The sequence below is a fragment of the Trichocoleus sp. DQ-A3 genome (assembly GCF_039961975.1).
Taxonomy (GTDB): Bacteria; Cyanobacteriota; Cyanobacteriia; order Cyanobacteriales; family FACHB-T130; genus FACHB-T130.
Genome location: NZ_JAMPKC010000012.1, coordinates 97,619 through 121,195 on the forward strand (window position 1 = coordinate 97,619; position 23,577 = coordinate 121,195).

The window sequence follows — 23,577 nt, forward strand, 5'->3', positions numbered from 1 at the left end:
TGAGAATCGTGACGCTATTTGCTTTTCTAGGTGCCATTTCCCGAAGCTAGTCTCTCAAGTCACTTGAAACCGCTTTACGAAACTTCAAGTTTATTCGTAGCGGCAGAATAATAGAGCAATTGTCACTATAATAAATAATATAGCTAAAATTCATGGAAAATCTCGATCGAAAAGCCTGAATTATCGCCAATACCTGTCTGTTTGTATTTAAATCTTTCTTCTGCTTTCTCTGGCAAATTTGACGCTTTTTAAATATTTTCTGAAAAGCCTCTCAATCGCGATCTAAGTTAGCCTTTTCCATCGTCGGCAATTCCCACATCTTCTGATGAAAAGGACTGGAGGTTAGAGGATGTAACGAGCGATACAGTGATTGGCAGCAGAGCTACGGCTATGCGAAATTGCGATCGCTCAAAAAGATGAAATCTAAAATCATCCTTTTGGCGGATAGATAAAAGCTGCGTTTAATCCTGACCCAGGCAACTGGAATGGGAAGAAATGGGTATCCACTTCTCAAAAAAGGCAGAAGTCGGATTCAAGATGATAGGCAAGAATTTTTATCGGTACTGATTCAGCAGTCAATTTGCCGTGTTGGGTTTCGTACCTCACCCCTCCACGCCCCCAACCGACAAAATGACACCGACAAAATCACATAGTTGAATTCGGTTCTCCTACTAACTGAATTGGTTTTCTAGTACCCAGTCCGAATGGGCGGGTTCCAAACCCCCCCAAACAGCCCTCAGTCCCTTATTTATCCTTCCTAAACGTCGGTGCCACAAGCCAACGGACACTACCCTGCCAGCATGACGGTGACGGATACCGCTCACCGAAAAATTTCCGATGGAAACCGGATCATCTATCAGCGATTGAAACAGGCGCTGAGTCTTGGTTTGCGTCGCCAAATTTTTGTGGCGGTATGCGACGACCTCACCCTGAGAAATCGTCTGGCTGCCCGATTACACGCAGAATTGGCGATTTCGGAAGACGGAAGAAGAAACAAGTCCAATCGCACTCATTCGTCTTTCCTGCCGAATCCTGGCTCCTTCCAAGGCTACCCCCGACTGGTTAGCCTGAACTTAAACTTGAGCCAGCCGCATCCCATCGCTCAGATCAATCGCTGGTTAGCCAAACACCCACCCCCTGACAACAACCCACCCGGATTTCAAATTTTGGGGGTGGAACTATTAACCAAGCAGCCAGCAACGGTACAGGGATTATTTCTGCGCTCTCTCAGGGGAATTGAGCGCAGTTTGCCGCGCTTAGAATCTAGCTTGTTGCTGTGGATGCCTCGCCCTTGGTTCCGGGCGATTCAGCAGTCGGCACCTGAGTTTTGGCGGTGTCACACCGGCTTATTTGAGTTTGAAGGGGAACCCACGCCTGTATCAGAAGAGACGTGGTATCCGTCTCTACAATTCTCAGCGCCCCGCGAACAAGCTGCTGAGCAAGAGACGGCTGTACCTCAAGAAAATCTGTGGCACATTCTGAACCGCGACTTCGCGAAATATAGCGAAACCCGTTCGGAAAATCCAGTTTCAGGCAATGATTCTGGTAAGGAAGAGGTAGAAGCGACGCCTCCGGGAGACGAATCTCAGCATCCGGCGACAAGTTCGCCAACTGATGCTTCTCCCCTACAGGAATCAGAAGAAAAGAGCGATGAATCAGCATCCATTCATCCTTCCCATTCTGAAGCCCCTCATCAGGCGATTGAGAATTTGCCTCAGGTGCAATCGTTGCAGGAAATTGCTCAATTACAGCAGCAATCCTGTCCGCCAGAGGCACTTGCTGAAGCTTATCTGAGGCTGGGGAATCATTACCGCGATCTGATTGAACTCGAACAATCAAATACCTCGCAAGAAAACCTGATCGTTGCCATCCAAGCTTACGAACAGGCATTGAGTTGGCTAGAGGCAGATTCGCCGCTGGTACCGGATACCCTTAATGACTTGGGCAATCTCTACTGGATGCTAGCTCGCTATCCAAGCAAAGTCGAGGAGATGCTTGTCTATCTGGAGCAAGGGATTCAAGCGTATCAAACCGCTTTAACCACCTTCAATCCCGATGAAGCGCCCCACACCTATGCCATGATTCAAAATAATTTGGGGGCGGCATACGGAGAAGTGGCTCGTTATCGAGATGCTGCTGAGAACTTGCAATACTCGATTGGCGCTTATCAAGAAGCTTTGCGCTATCGTCCTTCCCAGATGGAGCCGCTCAAATATGCGGCGACGCACAATAATTTGGGTACGGCTTACTGGCATTTAGCACAGCAGCAGCAGCCGGTGACAAACTTGCAACAAGCGATCGCATCTTATACAGAAGCGCTGTTGTATTACAATCCAGAGCAAGAGTCGCTTAGCTGGGCAATGCTGCAAAACAACATTGGCACCGCCTACTGGAATCTCGCCCAGTACGAACAACCCGCAACCTATTTAAAGCTTGCTATCGAAGCTTACTTGAATGGACTAAAATATCGGACGCCGGATGTCGTCCCGGCAGCTTGCGCGGCGACGCAGAATAATTTGGGTACGGCTTATTGGCATTTGGCAAGCCAGGTAGAAACGAAGGTGGAGGCGCGACAGGAATATTTGCACTCGTGTATTACAGCCTATGAAACTGCGATCGCGCTTGTCCACCGGCTGAGCCAAAACACGCCCCCAGTGCCGGTTACGTTTGATGCCTCTGCCACCTACAATAATTTGGGGCTGGCTCACTACCAGATGGCAACGGATAAGCAGTTCGCTTTGGCTCAGGGTTCGCTGTTAGAGCATCTAGAGGCAGCGTTACACAACCATTTGCAAGCATTGCGAGGCTTTAGCGCTCAACCCGATGCCTACGAATCCACTTTGTCTTATGTTGTGCAGACAATCCGGGCATTTTTCCGCGAACGTGGCTTACAAGGTCAAAATCTCGCCCTTTCCAAGGTTCCAGGTAAGCTGTTGCCAGAATTACTGCGACGGTTGTAATTCCCATGCACTGAATCAATCTGCTTCCGGAGAAATCGCAATCCATTCGAGCTGTGAGACGTTAGCCCTTCAGATCCTCGACTTCAAGAGAAGTCGGGGATTTCTTCTTTGGAAATCATTTAGCAGTGCTAGAGCTTGGAATCTAAAGCAAAATCGCGATCTTGCTAACGAAAAATTATTTTCATTTATTCCAAGATATTGAAGAAAATGAAGCTTTCCCAGACTCCTGCTACACTATTGTGGGGAATGAAGCTATGAAAAATTTTCTGGATGCTGAATTAGTTACTGACTTGTTAATAATGACTTTCAAAAGTTTTAATGAGTTATTAATTTCCTAAAGCTAATTGAAACCATTTTTATGAATGGTGGAAGCCAGTTTATTCTTCTTAGCGGGGGCACTGCCATGCCGTGTCCCTAGCGCTCCCTCCATCAATTTGCCGTCACCCAATATCCCTAAATCTATACCGTGCAGAACATACCTCAAGATGATTCACCGAATGTTCCTGTCCAAAGAAATTGGTATTTAGTGACATTAACTCAGGTGTCGAAGCGTGAATTATTTTGCAAGCAAATTTTACACGCGATAGAACAAGAGAAACTACAAGATGTGATCTTAAGAGTGGAAATGCCAAAAGAATCTGTATATCAGAATTTGGTATTGCTGGAAACAACGAGTTTCAAAGCTCTACGCGATCGCTTGCGACAGCTAGACTACGATCCCAAAATTTCGCCTAAACCTTTAACTTCCGAGCAAGTTAACCGGATGTTGGGCTTATAAAAAAGCAGTAGGGGCAGGAAAACAATCCTACCCCTACGTTTATGGATTAGCGGAGAAAATCGGTAACTTTAACGACCGGAAACGGCTAAAGCGCCAGCGATCGCGGAAACGATTCCAGACACAGTTGCCGTACCAAACAGCCACCAAGCGGCAGAGGCAGCAGCTTTGCGAGTTTCTTCTGCCTGCCGCTGCGCTTGATACTTCACTTCGTCTAAGCGGCGTTGCGCTTCCTGTTGGAGGCGATCCACCCGTTGCAGGACGCTGTTGCGTGCGCCTTCAATTTGATCGACGAGCCGGTTAGCATCTTCCTCGGAGATGTCCTCGCGGGAAGACATGATGGCAACCAGAGTATTGCGATCGAAATGGGAGAGGCGATCGCGCAAGGCATCAAACCCAGCTTGCGGATCGTCAAACAACTTGCGAACATCTTTCTTGATGCTGTCATAGTTGAGTTCTGGGCGATCCAGCGAGTTGAGGTAGTTGCGAATTTGAGCAAAAATCCCGTCAATCGTCTGTTGAATTCGCCGTTGAATGCTGCGAATTTGCTCCACGAATTGATCGCGTACCGAGAGGACTTGATCCACAATTCGGGCAGCTTCTTCCTCAGAGATATCCTGCCGTTGCGACAGCAGAGAGATCATCGTGTCGCGGTCGATGTGAGATAGGCGATCGGTCAGACTCTCAACTCCGGTGCGCGGATCGTGCAGCAACAACTGCAAATCGCGCTTAATTGCTTCTGGGTTGAGTTCGTCTTTGCCAGTATTCCGCAGGTAGTCTTGTAGCGTGCTTTGGAAATCTTGGATTTGTGCCTGCGTCCGGGTGGCAAGGCGACGAGGCGCTCTGACGATGTTTTTGATCGTACCCTGCACCTGATCGATGACCTGATTTACTTGCTCTTCGCTTAGGTCTTGCCGTTGACTCAGTAGCTTCACCAGGGTATCGCGGTCTACTTGAGATAGCCGTTGCCGCAGTGCCGTCGCACCTTCTCTGGGATCGGAGAGCAGCCTGGTCAAATCCCGCTGGATGCCTTCGGGATTCAGTTCGTCTTTACCAGTGTTCCGCAGGTAATCTGCTAGAGCCGTGCTGGTTTTGTCTACCTGCTCTTTGGCTTTATCTACGACCATTTGCGGTGCTTGGACAACGCTGCTCCAAGAATGTTGCACCTGATCGATGATTTGATTTACCTGGTCCTCGCTCAAGTCTTGTCGCTGACTCAGTAGCTGAACTAAGGTATCGCGGTCAAAGCGAGAAGCTCTCGACCGAAGAGCCCACATTCCTGCCTGCGGGTCGTTCAGGAGAGTTTTGATATCTCGCTGGATGCCTTCAGGATTCAGTTCGTCTTTGCCAGTATTTCGCAGATAGGACTCTAAATTGACCCACACTGCCTCGGTTTCCGATTGAATTCGGTCTCGGAGGGCTTGGGATTCGATCAGCACCCGATCGCGTGATTGTTCTAAATTCGTAGCGATCGCGTCAGCTTCTGTCTCGCCGATGTCTTCGCGTCCCCGCAGCAATTGCATCAAGGCATAGCGATCGTACAAAGCAAGACGACGCTCAAGGGTGTCATGGTCGGCATCTGCGTCTTCTAGCACCTTTTTGAAATTGTCGTTAACGCCTTCTGCGCTCAGTTCTGTCTTGGGTGCTGTTCGGATATAATCTTCAACTCGGCGGCGCAGGTCTTGCGTCCTTTCTTCTTCTTCAGCTGCCCGCACTGTCACCAAAACTTCTTGCCGGATGCCTTCCAATTGATCGGAAATGTCGTTGATTTTGTCTTGGGTAAAGACGCCCCGTTGTTGCAACAGGTTGGCAAAATATGACTTGTCTAGTTGCTCCAATTCCCGGCGAATTGTCCCCGGATCTCCTTGGGGGTCGTAGATGACTTCTTTGAATTCCCGGTTAAGTCCTGGTCGGGTAATCTGCCAGGAGTACGTGTTGAGCAGGTAGTTGTCTACATCTGCTCGAATGGTGCTGTAGGGGAGTTCTGGTTTAACTCCTGCTTGAGTCGCTAGTTTGTCGGTTTGCTCGGTTACTTTGTCTTTAGCTTTCGAGAGGGAACTTAAGATGGTTTGCACATCTAAATCTGAGAGATCCGTGCGTCCCATTGCTAATCCCATCAGGGTCGTTAAACCCTGTTGAACGCTTAGCTGAATTGGACCAGGAGCTGCGTCGTCGGCTGCTTTTTGATCGGCTTTTTTAGAGTCGCGCGTCTCTGCAATCAGCTGGTCGAGTTTGGCGTTGATATCATCTGACTTAACTTGACCCGGTTGTGCAGACTTGAGATAGTTGAGCAGTTCGCCCATCCGATCGGTTTGTTGTTCTCGCGATCCCACGGCTTGCCGCCATACGCCTTCGAGTTGGTCTACGATGCGGTTAAGGTCTCGTTTCGAGAGGTCTGTGCGATCGCTTACCAAATTTACAAATGTTTGGCGGTCGATGTTGCGAAGATTATCGGTGTTAGCGATCGCTTTTAGTTGCGGGTCATTGAGCAATCTTTCAAATTCACCCCGAATCTTTTGTATATCGAGTTCAGGGGGACGCAAGGAGCCTAAATAATCCTCCAGCGTCTCGCGGATGCTGGCAGGATCGATTCCCGATCCCAGTTCTCTCCGCACGGCTGCTGCTGCTGCCTCTGCGGTTGACACAACTTGATTATTCACAGCTTGTGCGCCGATTGCTGCGGTTGCTGTGCCGACAATTGCTTGGAAGCCGCTGGTTGCAGTATTGACAACTGAACCCACTAACGATCCCACTGTCGTCGAACTTACCCAGAATAGCAGGCAGAAGTAGGTTGCCCAAATTACCAGACCGATAATAGCACCCAAGCCGCCACTGCTAATCAGGCTCAGTTTCACTGCCAGGAAACACGCGATCGCTAACGCAATGGTGACTGTCACCAGCGTCCAAATTCCGACTGCTGTCCCTATTTTGCGAATTGTCCCTCCCAAACTTCCAGATTCATCCCGATCGGAATCTGAATCTGATTGATGCCCCAAGTAAGAGATCCCGGCGGCGACTGAGAGGTTGGTTAACAATAATTGCAACGCAAAAGCTAACACTATCCCAGAAATCAGCGCTACAAAAAATTGAGGCCCTGAAAAGACAAGTGCCGCTTCTTCTGGAGTATTCACCGTTGGATCGACTGGTGTAACTTGAGCGAGCCAAAATAGGGTTTTGTACATTCCCATGAGTATTCCCGTACTCTCAAACATGATATTTTCTTCCTCAAAGCAAATCCCGCGCAAATTATAAATTAAGGTATGTTGAGTGGTCAAAATCTGCAAAAAAGACCACACTCTGAAACACCCGTTTGTCAAAAAAACGAGTGATTATCTTTCTGGTTTCTTTGTACTCATCTACTTAAGTAGTTACTCTGTATGTATCGCCTAACTCCTCTCTGTACGCCAGAATCGTCGAATCGGTCACTACAAAGCATCCTCCTGAGGTCTGAAATGTATACCTGTGGCAGGATGGAGAGAGTAAGGGAGTAAGCCGCGAGCAATAAAACTACATTTGCAGACCTTTTCCTAAAACACGCTGCTGCTTCTTTCCCTAAGCACCATTATCTAGGCGATCTGCTCCGAAACCATGACGTACAGTTTAACTTAAGGAGTGGAGCAATAACCTTTAATGAAAGTTTATCTTCTATCCAAATTTTAGGAACTGAATCAGAAGCTAGAGATACTTAGCTCAGGGCTTAGACTGAACGAATAAAATAATATATCAGATGCTTTTATGCAAGCCCCTATCGGTGTAAAATCGTTAAATATCTGAGAAAACACCAGGAATTCATTGTTACAGGATTGTTTCTGATTCGTGAAGTAACCGCCCATTTTCTGAGATTTTTTTGAGAGAAGGTGCAAACGGAGCTTGCAAAAGTAACAGGTATTCTCCATATCTTTAGAACTATAATGCTTGATTCATTCTTATCATAAATATCAAATTTAAATGCAATATGGTCATTAAGTAGAATTCCCTTAAAAGGTATAACTTAATTTTTAAGCTAATTATCCAATATTGCCAGCACCTATATTATCAGTTATTTCGATTTGGTAATTTTAGTAGGTGTATTGAAATTTTCAATTGTATTTGTAAATAAAGATTTAACTCTTGTTAGTTTTGATGGTTATAAACGTCAAGATTAACTGATAACCTTGGAACTTAACGAACATTTTAATATCAAAGGAATAATTTTATATTACTTGAAGTAAAAGCTGGTGAGGGGTAATACGGTTTGGTTAGAAAAAGAACGTGAAAAAGTGATATGTCTCTATATCTATAGCGTTTCTCAGATGGCTTGAACATATTGTGGTTCTCATGTTCGGTAGCAGATTTTTGATTGCCATTCCCGTGCCGATGTATCTCGTACCAATTCTCTGTAAAGATGCGCTTAATAATAGAATAATAGAGCTTCAGTGGCAGGCGAGCGATCGGGTGAAGTGGAGTGAGGACTTTGTGGGAGGCATCTCGATGGCAAGCTGTTGACGAGCGCATCGGACTAGTTAGTGCTTGCCAGCCTGTTTTCAACGCTTGCCTTTGCTCGTTTGCGATCGCTCTTGACACGCAAGACACTATCTATTTATTAAGCGCATCTTTAAAAAGAATTGTTATCACCTCTTTTTTCCTCAGCCCTTTTTGCCTCACCTCTCAGTCCTCAGTCCTCACCTCTCAGCCCTCAGTCATCTCTCCTCCCTTCTCTTACCAAGGGTTGCCAATCAACGTGAAAGCTGCCCAGTAGAAAGGATGCTCAAGACTTCTATTTCCCAGTCCAGCCATTGAGGGTGGCAAGGGAAAGCTGCCATTGAGGGTGCGGAGTTGACCTCCCTCTAAGCGCACTTTGCCGTTGAGCATTGCCACCTGTGCCTGACGCACCGCCTCCGCCTTGATGGGCGCTTTTTTCAATTGTTCGTAGAACTCTGTCATCAACCCCAAAGTCCCTTCATCGCTGACGTACCAGAGACTCGCTAGGGCTGACTTGACGCCTGCCTGCACTGATAACCCGGCAAAGCCTAATTCTGCCTGTTCATCTCCCAAGGCTGTACGACAGGCACTTAGCACCAGCAATTCTACAGGAGGGTCATTCCAACCTAACTCCCGCAGTTGATCCAATCTCAGCTTGGTGTCCCACAGCTGAATATAGGAATTGCTCGGGTTCCCTGACTTAAATTCCCCATGCGTGCCTAGGTGAACAATTCCGAAAGGTTCTTGCTGACGCTGCGCCTTAAGATTTTTCAGAGTGAAGGCATCGTTGAGGAAAGATTTACCCGACCATAGGGAAGAGGCGATAATGGACAATTCCACGGGCACGGCGGGTAAGGGGTTTTGGTTAGTAAATTTGGCTGCTCCCATTGCCAGGACTTGGGTTTTTTTAATATCCCGGTAACGAGTATCGGTTAGGCTGAGACTCGGCATGAGTCCGACGCTGTATTTTTCCACTAGGAATTGTTGACCGTCATGGAGGGCAGCAACCGGAAGACTCCGCAACCCTGTATCCATGAGGAAAACCAAATTATCGATCTTGCTAGCTTCTAAATCAGCTTTTACGGGTGCTATCAACCACTTATAGAGTTGTTGGGAAGAATTGAGGTAACGGTTTGTTTTAAGCGGCTTAGTGATTTCTGAGCGAAATTCCTGGGCGACTTTGAGAACTTGACGGCGTGTTACCCCTGTGACTCTCCTGCGAATTGGTGGCTTTTTAGCTGTCACAATGACGAGTTCGAGTTGGTCGTTATCCTGCGGTAGGGGATTGTTTGACGATTGAGCTGGAAGTTGAGCTAGCTGATTTAGGGCTAATCCCTGAGAGTTGAATTGCCAAAGAATATCTAATTGTGGCGCGGGATAAGAGAGTTGACTTTTATCTGCTGCTGTTCCTGGTGTAACTGTTGCAGGCACAAAAGCAACATAAATGAGTGCCGGTTTCACTCCAGTTGCTTTCTCAATTTCGTTAAGAATTTCACGCGCCTCATCCAAGGTTTTTAAGGGAAGATCGGGAGCGAGTCCCAAATATTGCTGGAATTGCCTTGTAAACTCTTGGTCGATTTGAGCAACAACTGGATCGATTTCGACTGAGGCAAGATTTCTCGTTGCCGGTATTCGTGTCAGCGGCGTCTCCTGCGGTGGTGATAATTCGCTGGAAAGTGGCGTTGGGGAAGGTGTTGGCGTGGGGATTGGCGTAGGAATTGGCGTGGGAATTGGTGTGGGGATTGGCGTGGGGATTGGCGTGGGAATTGGTGTGGGGATTGGCTCAGCTACATTGATGGTGAGCTGTTGCGGGGCGGAGAAGGAAACGCGATCGCTCGCACTAATTGTAAAGGCATTGAGCAAACCAGTCGCACCCGTAGGCGGTGTGTAAACTAAAACATCGCTCAACGACAAAATGGTTCCCGGTACGATGACGGTACCATCTTGTTTGGTCAGCGTTCCCCCATTAATGGCATCAATGCGTATTGAGGTAAAATCGCTATTTGCATCGGTTATAGATGGATTTAAACTCGCAACAGTGAATGTAATCGACTGATTTTGTTGAGTATCCGTTAGCAGAGTATTTGCGGTCAAAGTCGGTGCTTGGTTAATAAAGGTTATCTGAATACCATCAACACTAGGATTGCCCACCTCAAAGGTATTGTTATTGGGAATCAGAGTATCGATAGATGGAATGGTTTGTGCAGGAGAAATCAGCTCCCCATTCCCACTACTTCCACCCGTATCAATCGCTCCCGCCGTACCGTTGTTAGTCGCATCGCCGACGATAAATTGAAAGTTATCTTGCCCCCCATCATGTTGGATGATAACAGAGCCTCCTTGGGTCACTCCACTGGTGAGGATGGTTGCTGAAGTGCCGCCAATTATATTCAGTCCCTTAACAACTCCTAGGGAAGATATTGTGACATTACCACCGCTGAGTGAGCCATCGATTCCATCTACTTGTTCTTTAGCTTGGGTATTTATCGTATTAAAGGTAATATTGTCATCTGTTGTTAAGCTAACTAACCCACCTAATGCATTAGTAACCAGATCGGGAAAATCTGGATCGGGAGGGGGGGGATTAACAGTAGCAGAGGAATTAATGTTGCCGGTGATTATATCGTCCTTAGCTGTGAAGTTGACCGCACCCCCTGTAGCAACGATGGGGTCAGTAGCAGAGGAATCAATATCGCCGGTTTGAATACTACCTTGGGCATCTAAGGTAACTGAGCCGCCTATCGCATCGAATAAAGTGGCACCACCACTTGTTTGGCTAACAACAGCAGAGGAATTAATGGCATCTGTTTTAAGATTGCCTCCAGATGTTATCTTGACGTCACCCCCTGTAGCTCCTGGATTATCTCCAAGGAAAAATATGTCAGCTTCTGCAAAAGAATTAATTGTGCCTGTAGTGATGTTACTGCCAGCTTCTAAAGTGACTGCGCCGCCTGTAGATTGAAAATAAGAGGTGGAGGAGGAATTGATATCGCCATTAACTGTAATTGTGCCGGTGTTAGTAGTTAAACTCACCAGACCACCATCATTATTATTATTAGAGGAAGTAATATCACCTGTAAGAATGTTTCCATTAGTGGCATCCAGGATGATACTTCCACTGTTCGCGTATAAGTTAGAGGTGTCTAGATTGCCGGTAGCGATCGCGCCGTTGCTACTGGTGAGTTGAATCTTCCCGAACGGACCAAAACCAGGAGGAGGATCGATCTTAATATTTCCAACAGTGATACTTGCTCCGGAAATTGTTATATCTCTTCCATTGGTTCGGATGGTGTTCGCCGTATTTTGCATCACAAAAGAACCAACCTTATCACCATCAGCGTCTGCCGTAAAAGTGATTGACGTAGCAGGCCCGCCGCCGAAGTTCAGAGTTCCGTCACTTGTAAGATCGTTGATAGTGATGTTGTTAGTCGCTTGCAAAATCACATTGCCAGAGGCGGAGGCATTTTCCAGTTCGGTTTCCGAAATGATGAAATTTGCAGGAGCATCACCCTCAAGAATTGTGCCATCGGCTAATTCAACGTCTTGCGCTCCCGGACCCGCACTTTGATCTGTTACCGTGATATTGAGTGGATCAAGTAGTAAGGTTCCCGCCTTACCTTGTGGCGCTAGCGTATCCACCTTACCTTTGAAAGTTAAGCTTTCCTTGCCTGAAACTTCCACAAATCCGCCGTCGCCGGAATTTTTGCCGCCACGAGCGCTGATATTGCCGTAAAATTCAGTTGCCTTGTCAGACCAAACGATCGCACGACCCCCATTACCGTTGTTCTTGCTATCGACATCGATCGAAGAATCTGGACTGATATATGTTCTAGAGGCATTTGGTACTGTGCCCTTCCCTTGATAATCGCCGCCAATTAGCACCGTTCCGCCGCCAAGACTGCCGGAAGCGTTGATGTTGGCACCCACCAGCCCTACTTTGTCACCCAGAACCTGCACTTTACCGCCAGTCTGACCGGATGCGTTAAGGTTGCCAGCTACAATCGCAGTACCTGTATCGGTGGGGATTGCAACGCCAGATCCCGTGAGTACCACTTGACCTTTACTATTAACAGTGAGTTTAGTCGCATTCCCAATTTTTCCGCCAGTCAGCAGCTGCGGTACGGATTGAGGATTAGGGATAGGGGATTGGGGATTAAAATTCTGAGTCGCGACCTCCAAACTGAGTAGGTTTCCAGGTTGACTAATCCGCACGGATTTTCCGCCGGAAACCGCTGCCACAGTAATATTTCCTTCTGGTGCCAAAAGTTGCCCAGTATTAACGATAGTGCCACCGAGTAAGGTGAGATTTTTCCCCTGTCCTACTGCTAAGTTTCCAGAGTTAACGATGGCACCGGGTTGGGGAGCCGTGAAAGCAAAAGTGCTGGGATTTCCTTCTAAAGCGGCATAATTATTGTTACCGATGGCATTAAACCAATTATTGCCAAAGCCGATACTGTTGGCGGTGGTGGCAGTGAAAGATGCAGGCACATTTAGACTAGCGTTGTTGCCAAATACAATTCCGGCTGGATTCATCAAAAATAAGTTTGAATTGCCGCCAGTGACTTGAATTAAGCCATTAATGACGGAGACATCTCCACCCACAACTCGACCGAGAATATTCTGAATGCTGGGGGTGGATAGGAAGTTGGCAATCTCACCTTGATGGAGATCAAATTGGTTAAAGCTGTGGAAGAGATTCTCACCTTGGCTTGATAGCTTACCGCCAGTGATGTCGAAGCGATCGCCATTGACGTTGACAAGGGTACCAGTGCCATCAGCAGCCGGAATGATGGGTTGTGCCAATGCTTTTTCTAAGCTGATGACTCCTGCTAGAGGCAAGGCTGCCATCACTAGGCTAACTTTTCTCACTAAGGGTTTCATAATTGCTCTCTCTTGCAGATATTAAGAAATATTGAACAACCAATCGCAGTTCTGCTTTGCCGAAGTCACTACGTTTTTGTTTACACGGGTTGTTCCTTTAACCAATCGCTAACTGTGATGTACTTTCTGGACAGTTATTATACTGCTGTTATAACTTATCTCAACCAGGATTGTCTTCAGGAACTAAAAACAACCAAGTCTAAGAAAAAAGTTTTTTTAGAAGAATTTGATGAGACTTATGGATGAATTTAATTTTATCGGAAAATACTGACACAAAAGCGTCTATCCCCACCTTAGTATTTTGAAAGGAATTTTCTGCAAAAATAAAATCATAATCGTCAAAAATGATCGTGCCGCCAACTTTAACAAGCGCCCAAGTTAAAACTGCATCTTCCAGAACATCGCTGGCTAGGTGGGAGCCATCAATGTAAACTAAATCATAAAAACCCAAGGGTAACAAACGCAATATTTGTTGAGATCTACCTACTATTTTTCGTACCTTTTCCGCTGCACCCGTACGATTTATATTAAAGTCAAATCGCTCTTCTATAGAGCTTAGATAGTCACAATCATATCTTTGATGTTCTAAGCTACCTGCAAAGGTATCTATACAGGTAATTTGGCTAGAACTATCTATTAAAATATTTTCTAAAAACCAGCAAGTAGATCGCCCCTCCCAACTGCCTATTTCTAAAATATTTAATCCAGGTATTTTAGATAAAGGTTTAAGATGCTCATTCAAAATATCAAGGTTGCGGCTAAACCAGTCTGTAGAAAATTGATAACCTTTCAATATTGTCTCAATTTGATAACGAGCTTTTGAAAATTCAGGCTTGATTGTTAAGAGTTTACGGTAATAGCTCATTGCCTCGGCAACTCTACCCTTTTGCTGGAAAATCATGCCTAAATCGTAGTAGGCTTCAGGAAAGTCAGGTTTAACTTCCAGCGCTTTCTGATAACAAGCGATCGCTTGTTCAATCTGTTCTTGCATCCACAATCTTGCTCCCATTTTAAAATAGGCTTCAGCTAAGAGGTTTTGCGATCCCTGGTAGTTACTTATATACCCTTGAACAGAGAAAATTTGAGCAGATGTCTGCAAATCGGCGATTGCTTCTGGATAGTTACCCAATTTAGAATGGGCATTCCCCCGGTTATTGTAGGCGGCGGCAAAGTTAGGATTAAGCTGCAATGCCAGAGTATAATCGTCAATTGCTCCTTGAGTATCTCCTAAATCGAAGCGTGCGACACCTCGATTAGTGTAAGCTTCAGGAAAATTAGGATTGATATTCAGCGCCTGAGTGTAATCCTCAATTGCTTTTTGCCCATCGCCAAGTCTGGAGCAAGTATTACCCCGATTGTAATAAGCAACAGCATCATGGGGATTGAGATGCAAGATTTTGCTATATTCCTCGAAAGCTTTTTGATAGTAGATTTGCCAAATTCTCTGTACTGTTAAATGCCTTTCCTGGTGGTGATGTCTGTAAGTTTGGGCTTCGTGCTGTCTCCAGATAATCACTTGTTCAGCAACAGAAATCCCGGTTTGACCAGAGAGGAATAAGCTTAAAAATAAAGTGCCAGTTGAGAGATATTCGGTTTGCACTAGGTTGAAGATGCGGGGCAAGTCTTGTACCCAGTCTCCAATCTTGAGGCTGAAGCAGGGAGGGCAGAATTTTAAATTAGCGATCGCTTCTCGAAATAATTCATTTCCCTGCTCTTGATAAATTGGGGAAGGCACATCCTTGAACTGCCCGATAACTGCTGTATAAGGTAATGCTAAGGATGCATTGAGAAAGCTTGGTAAACTCTCTAGCGCCTCATCATCCCCATCTAGAATAAATACTTGTTTTACATTTTCTCTTTTTGCATCAGCCAGAGCCTGTATCAGCGTAGAAGCTGGCCCTTTATGCTCTAGGCGTCTAATTTGGCATCTATTTTTAACAGCAGCCAAATTAGGAAAAATATTGCTTCCATCATCGTATACAACAATATCAAAATCTCCCTGAATCGAACGGATAGCCCGTTCTAGATAGGGATAGCTAGGATCGTAATATCGAATAATGATCCGTGTCATCGCCGTCAACTTAAGAATACAGAACAGTGTTCATCCCACACCAGTCGCTCAAAATTCCCCTAGTCTGAGTCATGATGCTTTCGTTGCCACACTCCAAGTAATTTTCGTGTATCTGTCATAAGGAGTAGGGAAGCCCTGCTCTTACTGGCATCGGAAGACTCTAGAGATTGTGAAATTTAATTGTCTCCAATGATACTTTGCAACTTTTGGCAGTAATCTCGGATCTTTAGCCCAGAGTCTTTGCAGCACCTAGTGATGTTGTAGGCGATCGCGCATCAAGAGGGCGATCTGCTCACATCTGCGACTCTAATTGTTGTAACTAATTGGAAAATTCAGAAAATTCTATCAATCGCGCCATTTTCCGGCTGATAACCTTAAGCAGTAGGCTCTCTGGGGTTCTCTCTGTCTTAGGTCTTCTTGCTTATTTGTTAATATTTTGTTACAAACAAGAGAGTAAGCACTCTTATGGACGCGAAACATTATGTTAGGCGGCCTTACTGGTTTCACAAACAATACTGGCACTGATTGGGGAGAACGCCTCCTCAATACAGTCGCTAGCAAGACTATTCGCCACATGTTTACCCAGAGTGAGTCTGTGGAAGTTGCTGTTCGCTGCTATCCCTCCAGCAAGCTTTTGCAGGGCAGTATTGACAGCTTCAAAATGAGCGGTAGTGGTCTTGTGATTCGCCGCGAGTTTCGCACCGAGGAGATGTCGTTTGAGACAGACGCCGTCTCGATTGACTTCAGTTGTGTAATGCAAGGTCAGATCCGCCTTAAGCAACCCACCCAGGCAGTTGTACAGGTGACGCTAACCCAGGCAGATATTAACCAATCCTTTCAGGCAGAACTGGTGCAGAAGCGCCTGCAAGATATTTCCACACCAGCTTTGACAGATTTATCTGGCGGTCAGTCCGTTTCCTTTACCGAAGTCCAAGTACAGCTGCTGCCCGAAAACCAAGTGCAAATTTTTGCAAAGGCAGATTTGGGCGAAAAAGGATTGGTGCCACTCAGCATGAAATCAACCTTAAGCGTGGAACGGCGGCGTCGCATTCGGTTTAAAGATCCCCAATTTCAACCAGAGGCGGTTCCAGAAGAATCACGGGAAATTTCTCAGACCTTGACATCGGCGTTTGCGGAAATTTTAGATAACATGGTCGATTTAGATCGCTTTAATCTCGACGGCGTAACCATGCGAATTAACCGCTTGGAAACCCAAGGAGATAAGCTAATTTTCAGTGGCTATGCCCAAATCGAGCGCGTTCCCAATAACCCTTGATTTTAGTCAATCGTCATCGGTTAGTAGGCAATCGCAGGGTCAGAACCGCGTTAAAAGGAACAGGGATAAGGAGCGGTGGTTGAACACCCCTTTTCTATCCTTAATTCGTAAAGGTCAGCGATCGCACAACTGTGTCTTAACCTCTCAGCCTTAGGATAACAGTAGTGTTATCTGGGAGATATCTTGTGACTGCTGGAACCTCACCCCCGCAGCTTCAGAGAGAGTTAGGGGTTTTGGGTGCCACGATGATGGGTTTGGGTTCGATCGTAGGCACGGGCGTGTTTGTCAGCATCGGCATTGCCGCCGGAATCGCAGGACCGGCGGTAATTTTGGCGATCGCGATTGGAGCCGTTGTGGCAACCTGCAACGGTCTCAATAGTGCCCAGTTAGCAGCGAATCACGCCGTCAGCGGTGGCAGCTACGAATATGGCTACAAGTATCTCAATCCGAGTCTAGGTTTTACCGCAGGCTGGATGTTTCTCTTGGCAAAGACTGCTTCAGCAGCAACGGCAGCTTTGGGTTTTGCTGGCTACTTGCTGAATGCGACGGGTTTGTATGGGCGGGGATTTCTGATTCCCACGGCGCTAGCTGCGGCGATTTTGATGACTTTAATTGTTTTGAGCGGGATTCGCCGCTCTAATCGCGCCAATATTGCCATCGTCTCGGTGTCGCTGCTCTCTTTAATTTTCTTTGTCCTTATCTGTCTACCCCGCGCCACAGAGGTTGGTACAGAAAATCTCACGCCATTTTTCAAAGGTTCTCCGGCGACGGTACTCCAAGCCAGTGCGCTGATGTTTGTGGCTTACACGGGTTATGGAAGGATTGCCACGTTGGGCGAGGAAGCACGGGAACCCCGGAAGACAATTCCAATCGCGATGATTGTTAGCCTGGGGGTGACAATGCTGCTTTACATGGCAGTGGTAACGGTTGGCATTGGGGCGGTCGGGACAGAAATTTTGGGCAAAGCAACCCAGGCACAGGCAGCACCCCTCGAGGTGGCAGTTCGCAGCGTTGCCGGTTCAAGAGGTGCGGCGATTTTATCAATTGGTGCGATCGCGGCGATGCTGGGGGTACTATTAAACTTGATTTTGGGTTTGTCCCGCGTGCTGCTGGCGATGGGAAGACGCCGGGATATGCCCAGAATTTTGGCACGGCTAAATCGGCAAGGAACGACACCCGATTTAGCGGTGGTCGTGGTAGGAATTGCGATCGCCCTTTTAGTTCTGCTTGGCAATGTCAAAACGACTTGGTCATTCAGTGCCTTTAACGTCTTGATTTACTACGCAATTACTAATCTGGCAGCATTAAAAATGCCAGATTCAGAACGGCTCTATCCCAAATGGATAGCCTGGGCAGGTCTAGGATCTTGCCTGTTCCTGGCTTTCTGGGTAGAGCCGCAAATCTGGCAAATGGGTCTGGGATTAATTGTCGCTGGTCTAATCTGGCACCAAGTCAGGCAAAGAGTTAGGGAGTTATGAGTTAATAACTCATAACTCCCTAACTCAAAACTTTTCCTAGCGACCAACACCGATGTATTGGAAACCAGCGCTTTCTATTTCCTTCCGGTTGAGGAAGTTACGACCATCAATCATCACCGCGTTGTTCATCAGCTTAGACATTTTGCTATAGTCTAGGGTCTGGAACTGCTGCCAGTCTGTCACCAACACAAGGGCGTCACAGCCATCAGCCAGCCGTTCGGGATCGGTTTCCACCATCACGCCGGTTAACCCATGACGCATCCCAGTTGAAGAAACAATTGGATCGTAGGCTTTCACTTTCGCCCCCAGCCGGTTGAGTTGCTCGATGAGATTGAGCGCTGGAGCATCGCGCATATCATCGGTATCGGGTTTGAAAGTCAGACCTAGCAATCCCACCGTTTTGCCTTTGAGGATTTTTAGCGCCTGTTGCAGTTTTTCGATCGCAATCACGCGCTGGCGCTGGTTGACACTCACAGCAGATTTGAGCAGTTGAGCTTCATAGCCGTAGTCGTCCGCGGTATGAATCAAAGCCGAGACATCTTTCGGGAAGCAGGAACCACCCCAGCCAATCCCAGCTTGCAAGAACTTGTTACCAATCCGGGAATCCAAACCGATGCCCTTAGCGACTTGGGTAACATCAGCACCCACGCGATCGCAAATATTGGCAACTTCGTTGATAAAGCTGATTTTGGTTGCGAGGAAGGCATTCGCGGCGTACTTAATCATCTCAGCAGAGTTGATGTCTGTCACCACGACGGGCACTTGTGGTAAGGATTTGTCTTCTGCCACCTGGCGCTCGACAATGGGAGCATAGAGTTCCTGCATCATGGCGATCGCTTTCGGATTGGTGCTACCCAGCACAATCCGATCCGGGTTAAAGGTGTCGTAAACCGCCGAACCTTCGCGCAAAAATTCTGGATTGCTAACAACATCAAACTGAGGAGTTGTTTCTAGTGTCAGCTCCTCGGTAACAACGCCACCAGCTCCCACTAAGGACTTTTGGCGCTCCAGCACGCCATCAAGTACAATCATCCGCACCCAGTCCCCAGAACCAATTGGCACTGTGGATTTATTTACAATGACTTTGTAACCACCGTCAAGATGAGCGCCAATTCCACGGGCAACGGCTTCAACATACCTGGTATCGCTTTCACCATTTGCCAAAGCGGGCGTCCCTACTGCGATGAACAAAATTTCTCCATGAGCCACTCCAGCACCCAAATCGGTAGTGAACTCAAGATGCCCTGACTGGGAAGCCGATTGCATAATTTCTGACAGTCCTGGCTCATAAATCGGGGACTGTCCCGCCTTCATCAACTTGACTTTTTCTTCGTTATTGTCAACGCAGATGACATGATGTCCAATATGAGCAAGACTGGCACCCGTGACCAAGCCAACATATCCAGTGCCAATTACGCAAACACGCATAGGAGTAAACCTCAAAAAAATTGGAATGACAGTTCTGGGGGTACGATTCTGTTGGGTAGTCTTTTGTTAAAAGTCATTGATAATTAACTTTTGACAAAGGACTCTAATTCACGAATCGCTGTGGATGCGATTCTCCGGCAGAGAAGCTAAGCGATCGCGAAAATCTTCTATAGTCAGTTGTAACCCTTCTTGCAAGGGTATTGTTGGCTCCCAATCCAGCCAAGTCTTTGCCCGCGTGATATCCGGACGCCGTCGGCGAGGATCGTCTTCTGGCAGTGGCTCAAGCTTAATCTTCGAGTCTGGGTTCACCATCTTTTGGACAGCCTCAGCCAGCTCTAAAATCGTATATTCATCGGGATTCCCTAAATTAATCGGTCCCGTATGCTCGCCATTCATCAGCCGCATCAGCCCTTCCACTAGGTCTGAAACGTAGCAGAAACTTCGGGTTTGCGAACCATCACCATAAACCGTTAGGGCGGTACCCCGCAGAGCTTGCACTACAAAGTTGCTAACCACTCGACCGTCATTTTCTAACATTCGAGGGCCGTAGGTGTTGAAGATTCGCGCGACTCGAATTTCTACATGATTCTGGCGATAATAGTCAAACGCCAGTGTTTCTGCAATTCGCTTGCCTTCGTCATAGCAGGAGCGAATTCCTATCGTATTGACATTACCGCGATATTCTTCAGTCTGGGGGTGGATTTCAGGATCGCCGTACACTTCTGACGTGGAAGCCAAGAGTAATCTCGCCTTCACCCGCTTTGCCAGTCCTAACATATTCAGCGTACCCAGGACATTCGTTTTCACGGTCTTTACTGGGTTGAACTGGTAGTGTACTGGAGATGCGGGGCAAGCTAGGTGATAAATTTGCTCTACTTCCAAGCGTATCGGTTCGGTGATGTCGTGACGGATGAGTTCAAAATATGGATTATCCAGCCACTTCAGGATGTTGCGTTTGTGTCCGGTATAGAAGTTATCGAGGCAAATGACTTCATGCCCTTGCGTCATTAGCCGGTCGATCAGATGGGAACCGATAAAACCAGCACCACCTGTGACTAAAATTCTCATCTGGCAATTGAGTCTTTTAAGAGTTGGAATCCATCTTAGACTAACCTTGCCATGCGACGGTGTCCAGATGTACCTGCATTTTCAATAAATCTTTGAACATATCGATGAAGATATCGTAAAGATTAGCGATCGCTCCTCGGCATTCATTTCTTCGCCTCAAGTTCGTTCCTTTCCCACTCTCAGCCTGGAATAGCACCCTATGTAAGACACGAAGCTACGAAAATACGCTGGATTCCTAAGCTTAGCTTAAAAATCCAGCGTAAGTCTCAATTCAGTAGTCTCAATCCAAGCGCTACTCTTGATCCAGGCGCAACACCGCCATGAAAGCTGATTGCGGTACATCAACCGTCCCAATCGACTTCATGCGCTTCTTCCCTTTAGCCTGCTTCTGCAACAACTTTTTCTTTCGAGAAATATCACCGCCGTAGCACTTGGCAAGCACATCTTTTCTCAAAGCGGGGATATGTTCGCTGGCGACAATCTTACTGCCAATCGCGGCTTGAATCGGAATTTTGAACTGATGCCTGGGAATCAGTTCCTTCAACTTTTCTGTCAAACCACGTCCTACGTTGTAAGCCTTATCCCGATGCACAATCATCGCTAAGGCATCAACGGGGTCGTTGTTGATTAAAATATCTAGCTTAACCAGGGGATTTTCCTGATAGCCAATCAAATGATATTCCATACTGGCATAGCCGCGAGTTCTGGACTTCATTTGGTCAAAAAAGTCCGTCACCACTTCCGCCAGGGGTAACTCATAAGTCAGCGTGGTTCGCCCCTGCGTTAAATACTTCATATCTTTGAAGACACCACGCCGGTTTTGACATAACTCCATCAAAGTCCCCACATAGACTTCTGGGGTAATCATGTCTACCTTGACATAAGGCTCCTCAATTTTTTCCCGCTCGTTCGGCGGCGGTAGGTGGCTGGGATTATCAATGTAGACTTCCTCTCCCTTATTGGTAATCACCCGATAGACCACCGAAGGAGCGGTGATAATCAAATCTAAATCGTATTCCCGCTCTAGACGCTCTTGGACGATCTCCATGTGCAGCAAGCCCAAGAAGCCGCAGCGGAAGCCAAACCCCATTGCGCTGGACGTTTCCGGTTCGTAGTTCAACGCCGCATCATTTAATTTAAGTTTTTCCAGGGCTTCCCGTAAGTCTGGGTATTGGTCAGCATCGGTGGGGAACAAGCCGCAAAAGACCATCGGCTTCGCTTCGGTGTAACCGGGCAATGCCTCGCTAGCAGGGGCATTCGCTAGGGTAATGGTGTCTCCTACGCGAGCATCTTCCACCGCTTTAATTGCCGCTCCTAGGTAGCCCACTTCTCCGGCGTGCAGTTCGTTCACCGGCTTCTGAGTCGGGGAAAGGATACCCAATTCGTCAATTTCATATTCTTTGCCGGTCGCCATCAGACGAACGCGATCGCCTTTTTTGACCGTACCATCCATCACCCGGAAGTATACAATTACACCCCGATAGCTGTCATAGTAACTATCAAAAATTAAAGCTCTCAGCGGTTGGGACACCGTATCTATCGGCGGCGGGACTAAGTGAACGATCGACTCCAGGATCTCGTCAATCCCAAGCCCTTCTTTTGCAGAAGCGAGAATTGCACCGCTACAATCCAGTCCGATAATTTCTTCAATTTCTCCCTTTACCCGATCTGGCTCAGCTCCAGGGAGATCGATTTTATTTAATACTGGAATAATTTCCAGATTATTCTCAAGGGCAAGATAAACATTGGCAAGCGTTTGCGCTTCCACCCCTTGAGAGGCATCCACTACCAAGAGTGCGCCTTCGCAAGCAGCCAGAGAACGCGACACCTCGTAGGAAAAATCAACGTGACCAGGTGTATCAATTAGATTTAGAACGTACTGTTGGCCATCCTTGGCGGTATAGTTCATTCGGGCAGCTTGCAGCTTAATCGTAATGCCGCGCTCCCGTTCTAAATCCATATTGTCCAGGAACTGTTCCTTCATCTGCCGATCTTGCACCGTGCCCGTAAACTGCAAGAGGCGATCCGCCAGAGTGGATTTTCCGTGGTCAATGTGGGCAATGATCGAGAAATTACGAATGCGAGAAACAGGTACGTCAGTCATAGCCAAACAAAAAGGCACGAACGGCAATTGAAAAGTTCAGCGGACTTCAAATATTGTAATGTTTCCGATGCCCCGGCAGTTAGGACAGCCGCAGATATGTCCCTTCTGTCAACGTGAAACAATTCTTTAACTTTGAGTAGGACAGTTACCGCCTTCGATGACTATACAGTAGAAAATCTGCGCGGTTTACCTAAATCAGAGACAGCGATAAAAATAGATGCAGGACTGAGGACTGAGGGTTGAGTAGGGAGGACAGAGGACTGAGAGTTGAGGAAGGAGGACTGAGTAACTGTCAAACAGTCAGTCAAGCGAAGCGATAACCATTTAATTTGGCATGGGAGGGTGATGAGAACACAGCAAAAGGTATTGTGAATCTAAAGACTTAAAAAGAAATCTTGTGTATTCAAGTAGATTAGGGCACATTGGAATTAAATCCATGCAAAAACTGCTCTGATGAAAAACCTTTAAAAAAAGGGTAATTTTCTGATGAGAGAACGACTTCTCTACCGAAAAGTGGCAATGCTTCAGGAGCAGCCGTCCTCACCAGAAAATAGAGCGCTATTGCCAACTAGCAGTTAGCGCCCAGAGAATGTCAGAATGCATACTAGGGATCGGAATTGCAAAATTTTGTTGCCCATTAGGATAGGAGCTGCATTCTACTGACTGCGTTGCTTGCATCAGCAGTTAGCATGGAAAGACGGCGCATCCTCTTCCGCGTTGGTTTTGCTTGGAAATGTCATCACTGCACTGATATGAACGATCGGGCCAGATATTCTCAGGGTTCAGCCGAAAAGGTGGAAATTTCTATCCACCTTGATTCTGAACTGTTAGCACAAATTAAGCACCTGACCAACGATCCGAGTAAGGTCATTGAGACGGCAATTCGGCAGTGGCTTAGAGGTGAACGAGATCGAGATGATGAACTGACTCGGAACCTAGAGAGGAATCCGCCCGTGCCTCCAAGAGGGGAATGGAACGATTAATGCAAAATAAAGAACACTCTAGATGTAGACTTTAGCCGCAGGGCAAGTCTTTTGAGGTTGTATCTATCACAGAAAACGGCTGGTAATCATTA

At 46.9% G+C, this 23,577-nt stretch carries 12 protein-coding genes; 6 read left to right on the forward strand and 6 right to left on the reverse strand.

All coding sequences use genetic code 11. The features are described 5' to 3' along the window. The first annotated feature begins 800 nt into the window (after nt 1-800). The gene (locus NDI44_RS17940; RefSeq protein WP_190411355.1) at nt 801-2,960 is read left to right on the forward strand and encodes a tetratricopeptide repeat protein; all 2,160 of its coding nucleotides are present in this window, start codon (nt 801-803) and stop codon (nt 2,958-2,960) included. A gap of 466 nt (nt 2,961-3,426) precedes the next feature. Next, the gene (locus NDI44_RS17945) at nt 3,427-3,738 is read left to right on the forward strand and encodes a chromosome segregation ATPase (RefSeq protein ID WP_190411315.1); all 312 of its coding nucleotides are present in this window, start codon (nt 3,427-3,429) and stop codon (nt 3,736-3,738) included. 68 nt (nt 3,739-3,806) lie between these two features. Here NDI44_RS17945 and NDI44_RS17950 read toward each other — a convergent pair whose 3' ends face one another. Beyond that, nucleotides 3,807-6,947 (reverse strand): MFS transporter, encoded by a 3,141-nt coding sequence (locus tag NDI44_RS17950; protein ID WP_190411316.1) that lies wholly within the window; start codon nt 6,945-6,947, stop codon nt 3,807-3,809. Between the two features lie 1,232 nt (nt 6,948-8,179). Here NDI44_RS17950 and NDI44_RS17955 point away from each other — a divergent pair. Further along, nucleotides 8,180-8,473 (forward strand): hypothetical protein, encoded by a 294-nt coding sequence (locus NDI44_RS17955; RefSeq protein ID WP_190411317.1) that lies wholly within the window; start codon nt 8,180-8,182, stop codon nt 8,471-8,473. On the opposite strand, the gene NDI44_RS17960 is transcribed toward NDI44_RS17955, so the two are convergent. Both NDI44_RS17960 and NDI44_RS17965 read right to left on the reverse strand, forming a co-directional pair. Then, nucleotides 8,434-13,077: a CHAT domain-containing protein gene (locus tag NDI44_RS17960; RefSeq protein WP_190411318.1), complete on the reverse strand. Its 4,644-nt coding sequence runs from the start codon at nt 13,075-13,077 to the stop codon at nt 8,434-8,436. The two genes, NDI44_RS17955 and NDI44_RS17960, sit on opposite strands and share 40 nt — an antisense overlap. Nucleotides 13,078-13,276: 199 nt before the next feature. Continuing rightward, nucleotides 13,277-15,148: a tetratricopeptide repeat protein gene (locus NDI44_RS17965; protein WP_190411319.1), complete on the reverse strand. Its 1,872-nt coding sequence runs from the start codon at nt 15,146-15,148 to the stop codon at nt 13,277-13,279. Between the two features lie 481 nt (nt 15,149-15,629). On the opposite strand from NDI44_RS17965, the gene NDI44_RS17970 reads away from it, so the two are divergent. Further along, complete coding sequence (locus NDI44_RS17970) at nt 15,630-16,424, forward strand: DUF2993 domain-containing protein (protein ID WP_190411320.1); 795 nt, start codon at nt 15,630-15,632, stop codon at nt 16,422-16,424. Nucleotides 16,425-16,609: 185 nt separating this feature from the next. Beyond that, on the forward strand, nt 16,610-17,902 hold the full coding sequence (locus NDI44_RS17975) for an amino acid permease (protein WP_190411321.1): 1,293 nt from the start codon (nt 16,610-16,612) through the stop codon (nt 17,900-17,902). A gap of 36 nt (nt 17,903-17,938) precedes the next feature. Here the strand turns inward: NDI44_RS17975 and NDI44_RS17980 are convergent, their stop codons facing one another. The 3 genes from NDI44_RS17980 to lepA form a co-directional block, all read right to left on the reverse strand. Beyond that, nucleotides 17,939-19,330, reverse strand: coding sequence for a UDP-glucose/GDP-mannose dehydrogenase family protein (locus tag NDI44_RS17980; protein ID WP_190411322.1), 1,392 nt, complete (start codon nt 19,328-19,330; stop codon nt 17,939-17,941). Nucleotides 19,331-19,438: 108 nt separating this feature from the next. Further along, nucleotides 19,439-20,398 (reverse strand): UDP-glucuronic acid decarboxylase family protein, encoded by a 960-nt coding sequence (locus NDI44_RS17985; RefSeq protein ID WP_190411323.1) that lies wholly within the window; start codon nt 20,396-20,398, stop codon nt 19,439-19,441. Between the two features lie 292 nt (nt 20,399-20,690). Further along, nucleotides 20,691-22,502 carry a translation elongation factor 4 gene (gene lepA / locus NDI44_RS17990; RefSeq protein ID WP_190411324.1) on the reverse strand — a complete coding sequence of 604 codons (1,812 nt, stop codon included), beginning with the start codon at nt 22,500-22,502 and terminating at the stop codon, nt 20,691-20,693. A gap of 752 nt (nt 22,503-23,254) precedes the next feature. Between lepA and NDI44_RS17995 the strand changes: the two genes are divergently transcribed. After that, nucleotides 23,255-23,485: a type II toxin-antitoxin system CcdA family antitoxin gene (locus tag NDI44_RS17995; protein ID WP_190411356.1), complete on the forward strand. Its 231-nt coding sequence runs from the start codon at nt 23,255-23,257 to the stop codon at nt 23,483-23,485. The last annotated feature ends 92 nt before the right edge of the window (nt 23,486-23,577 follow it).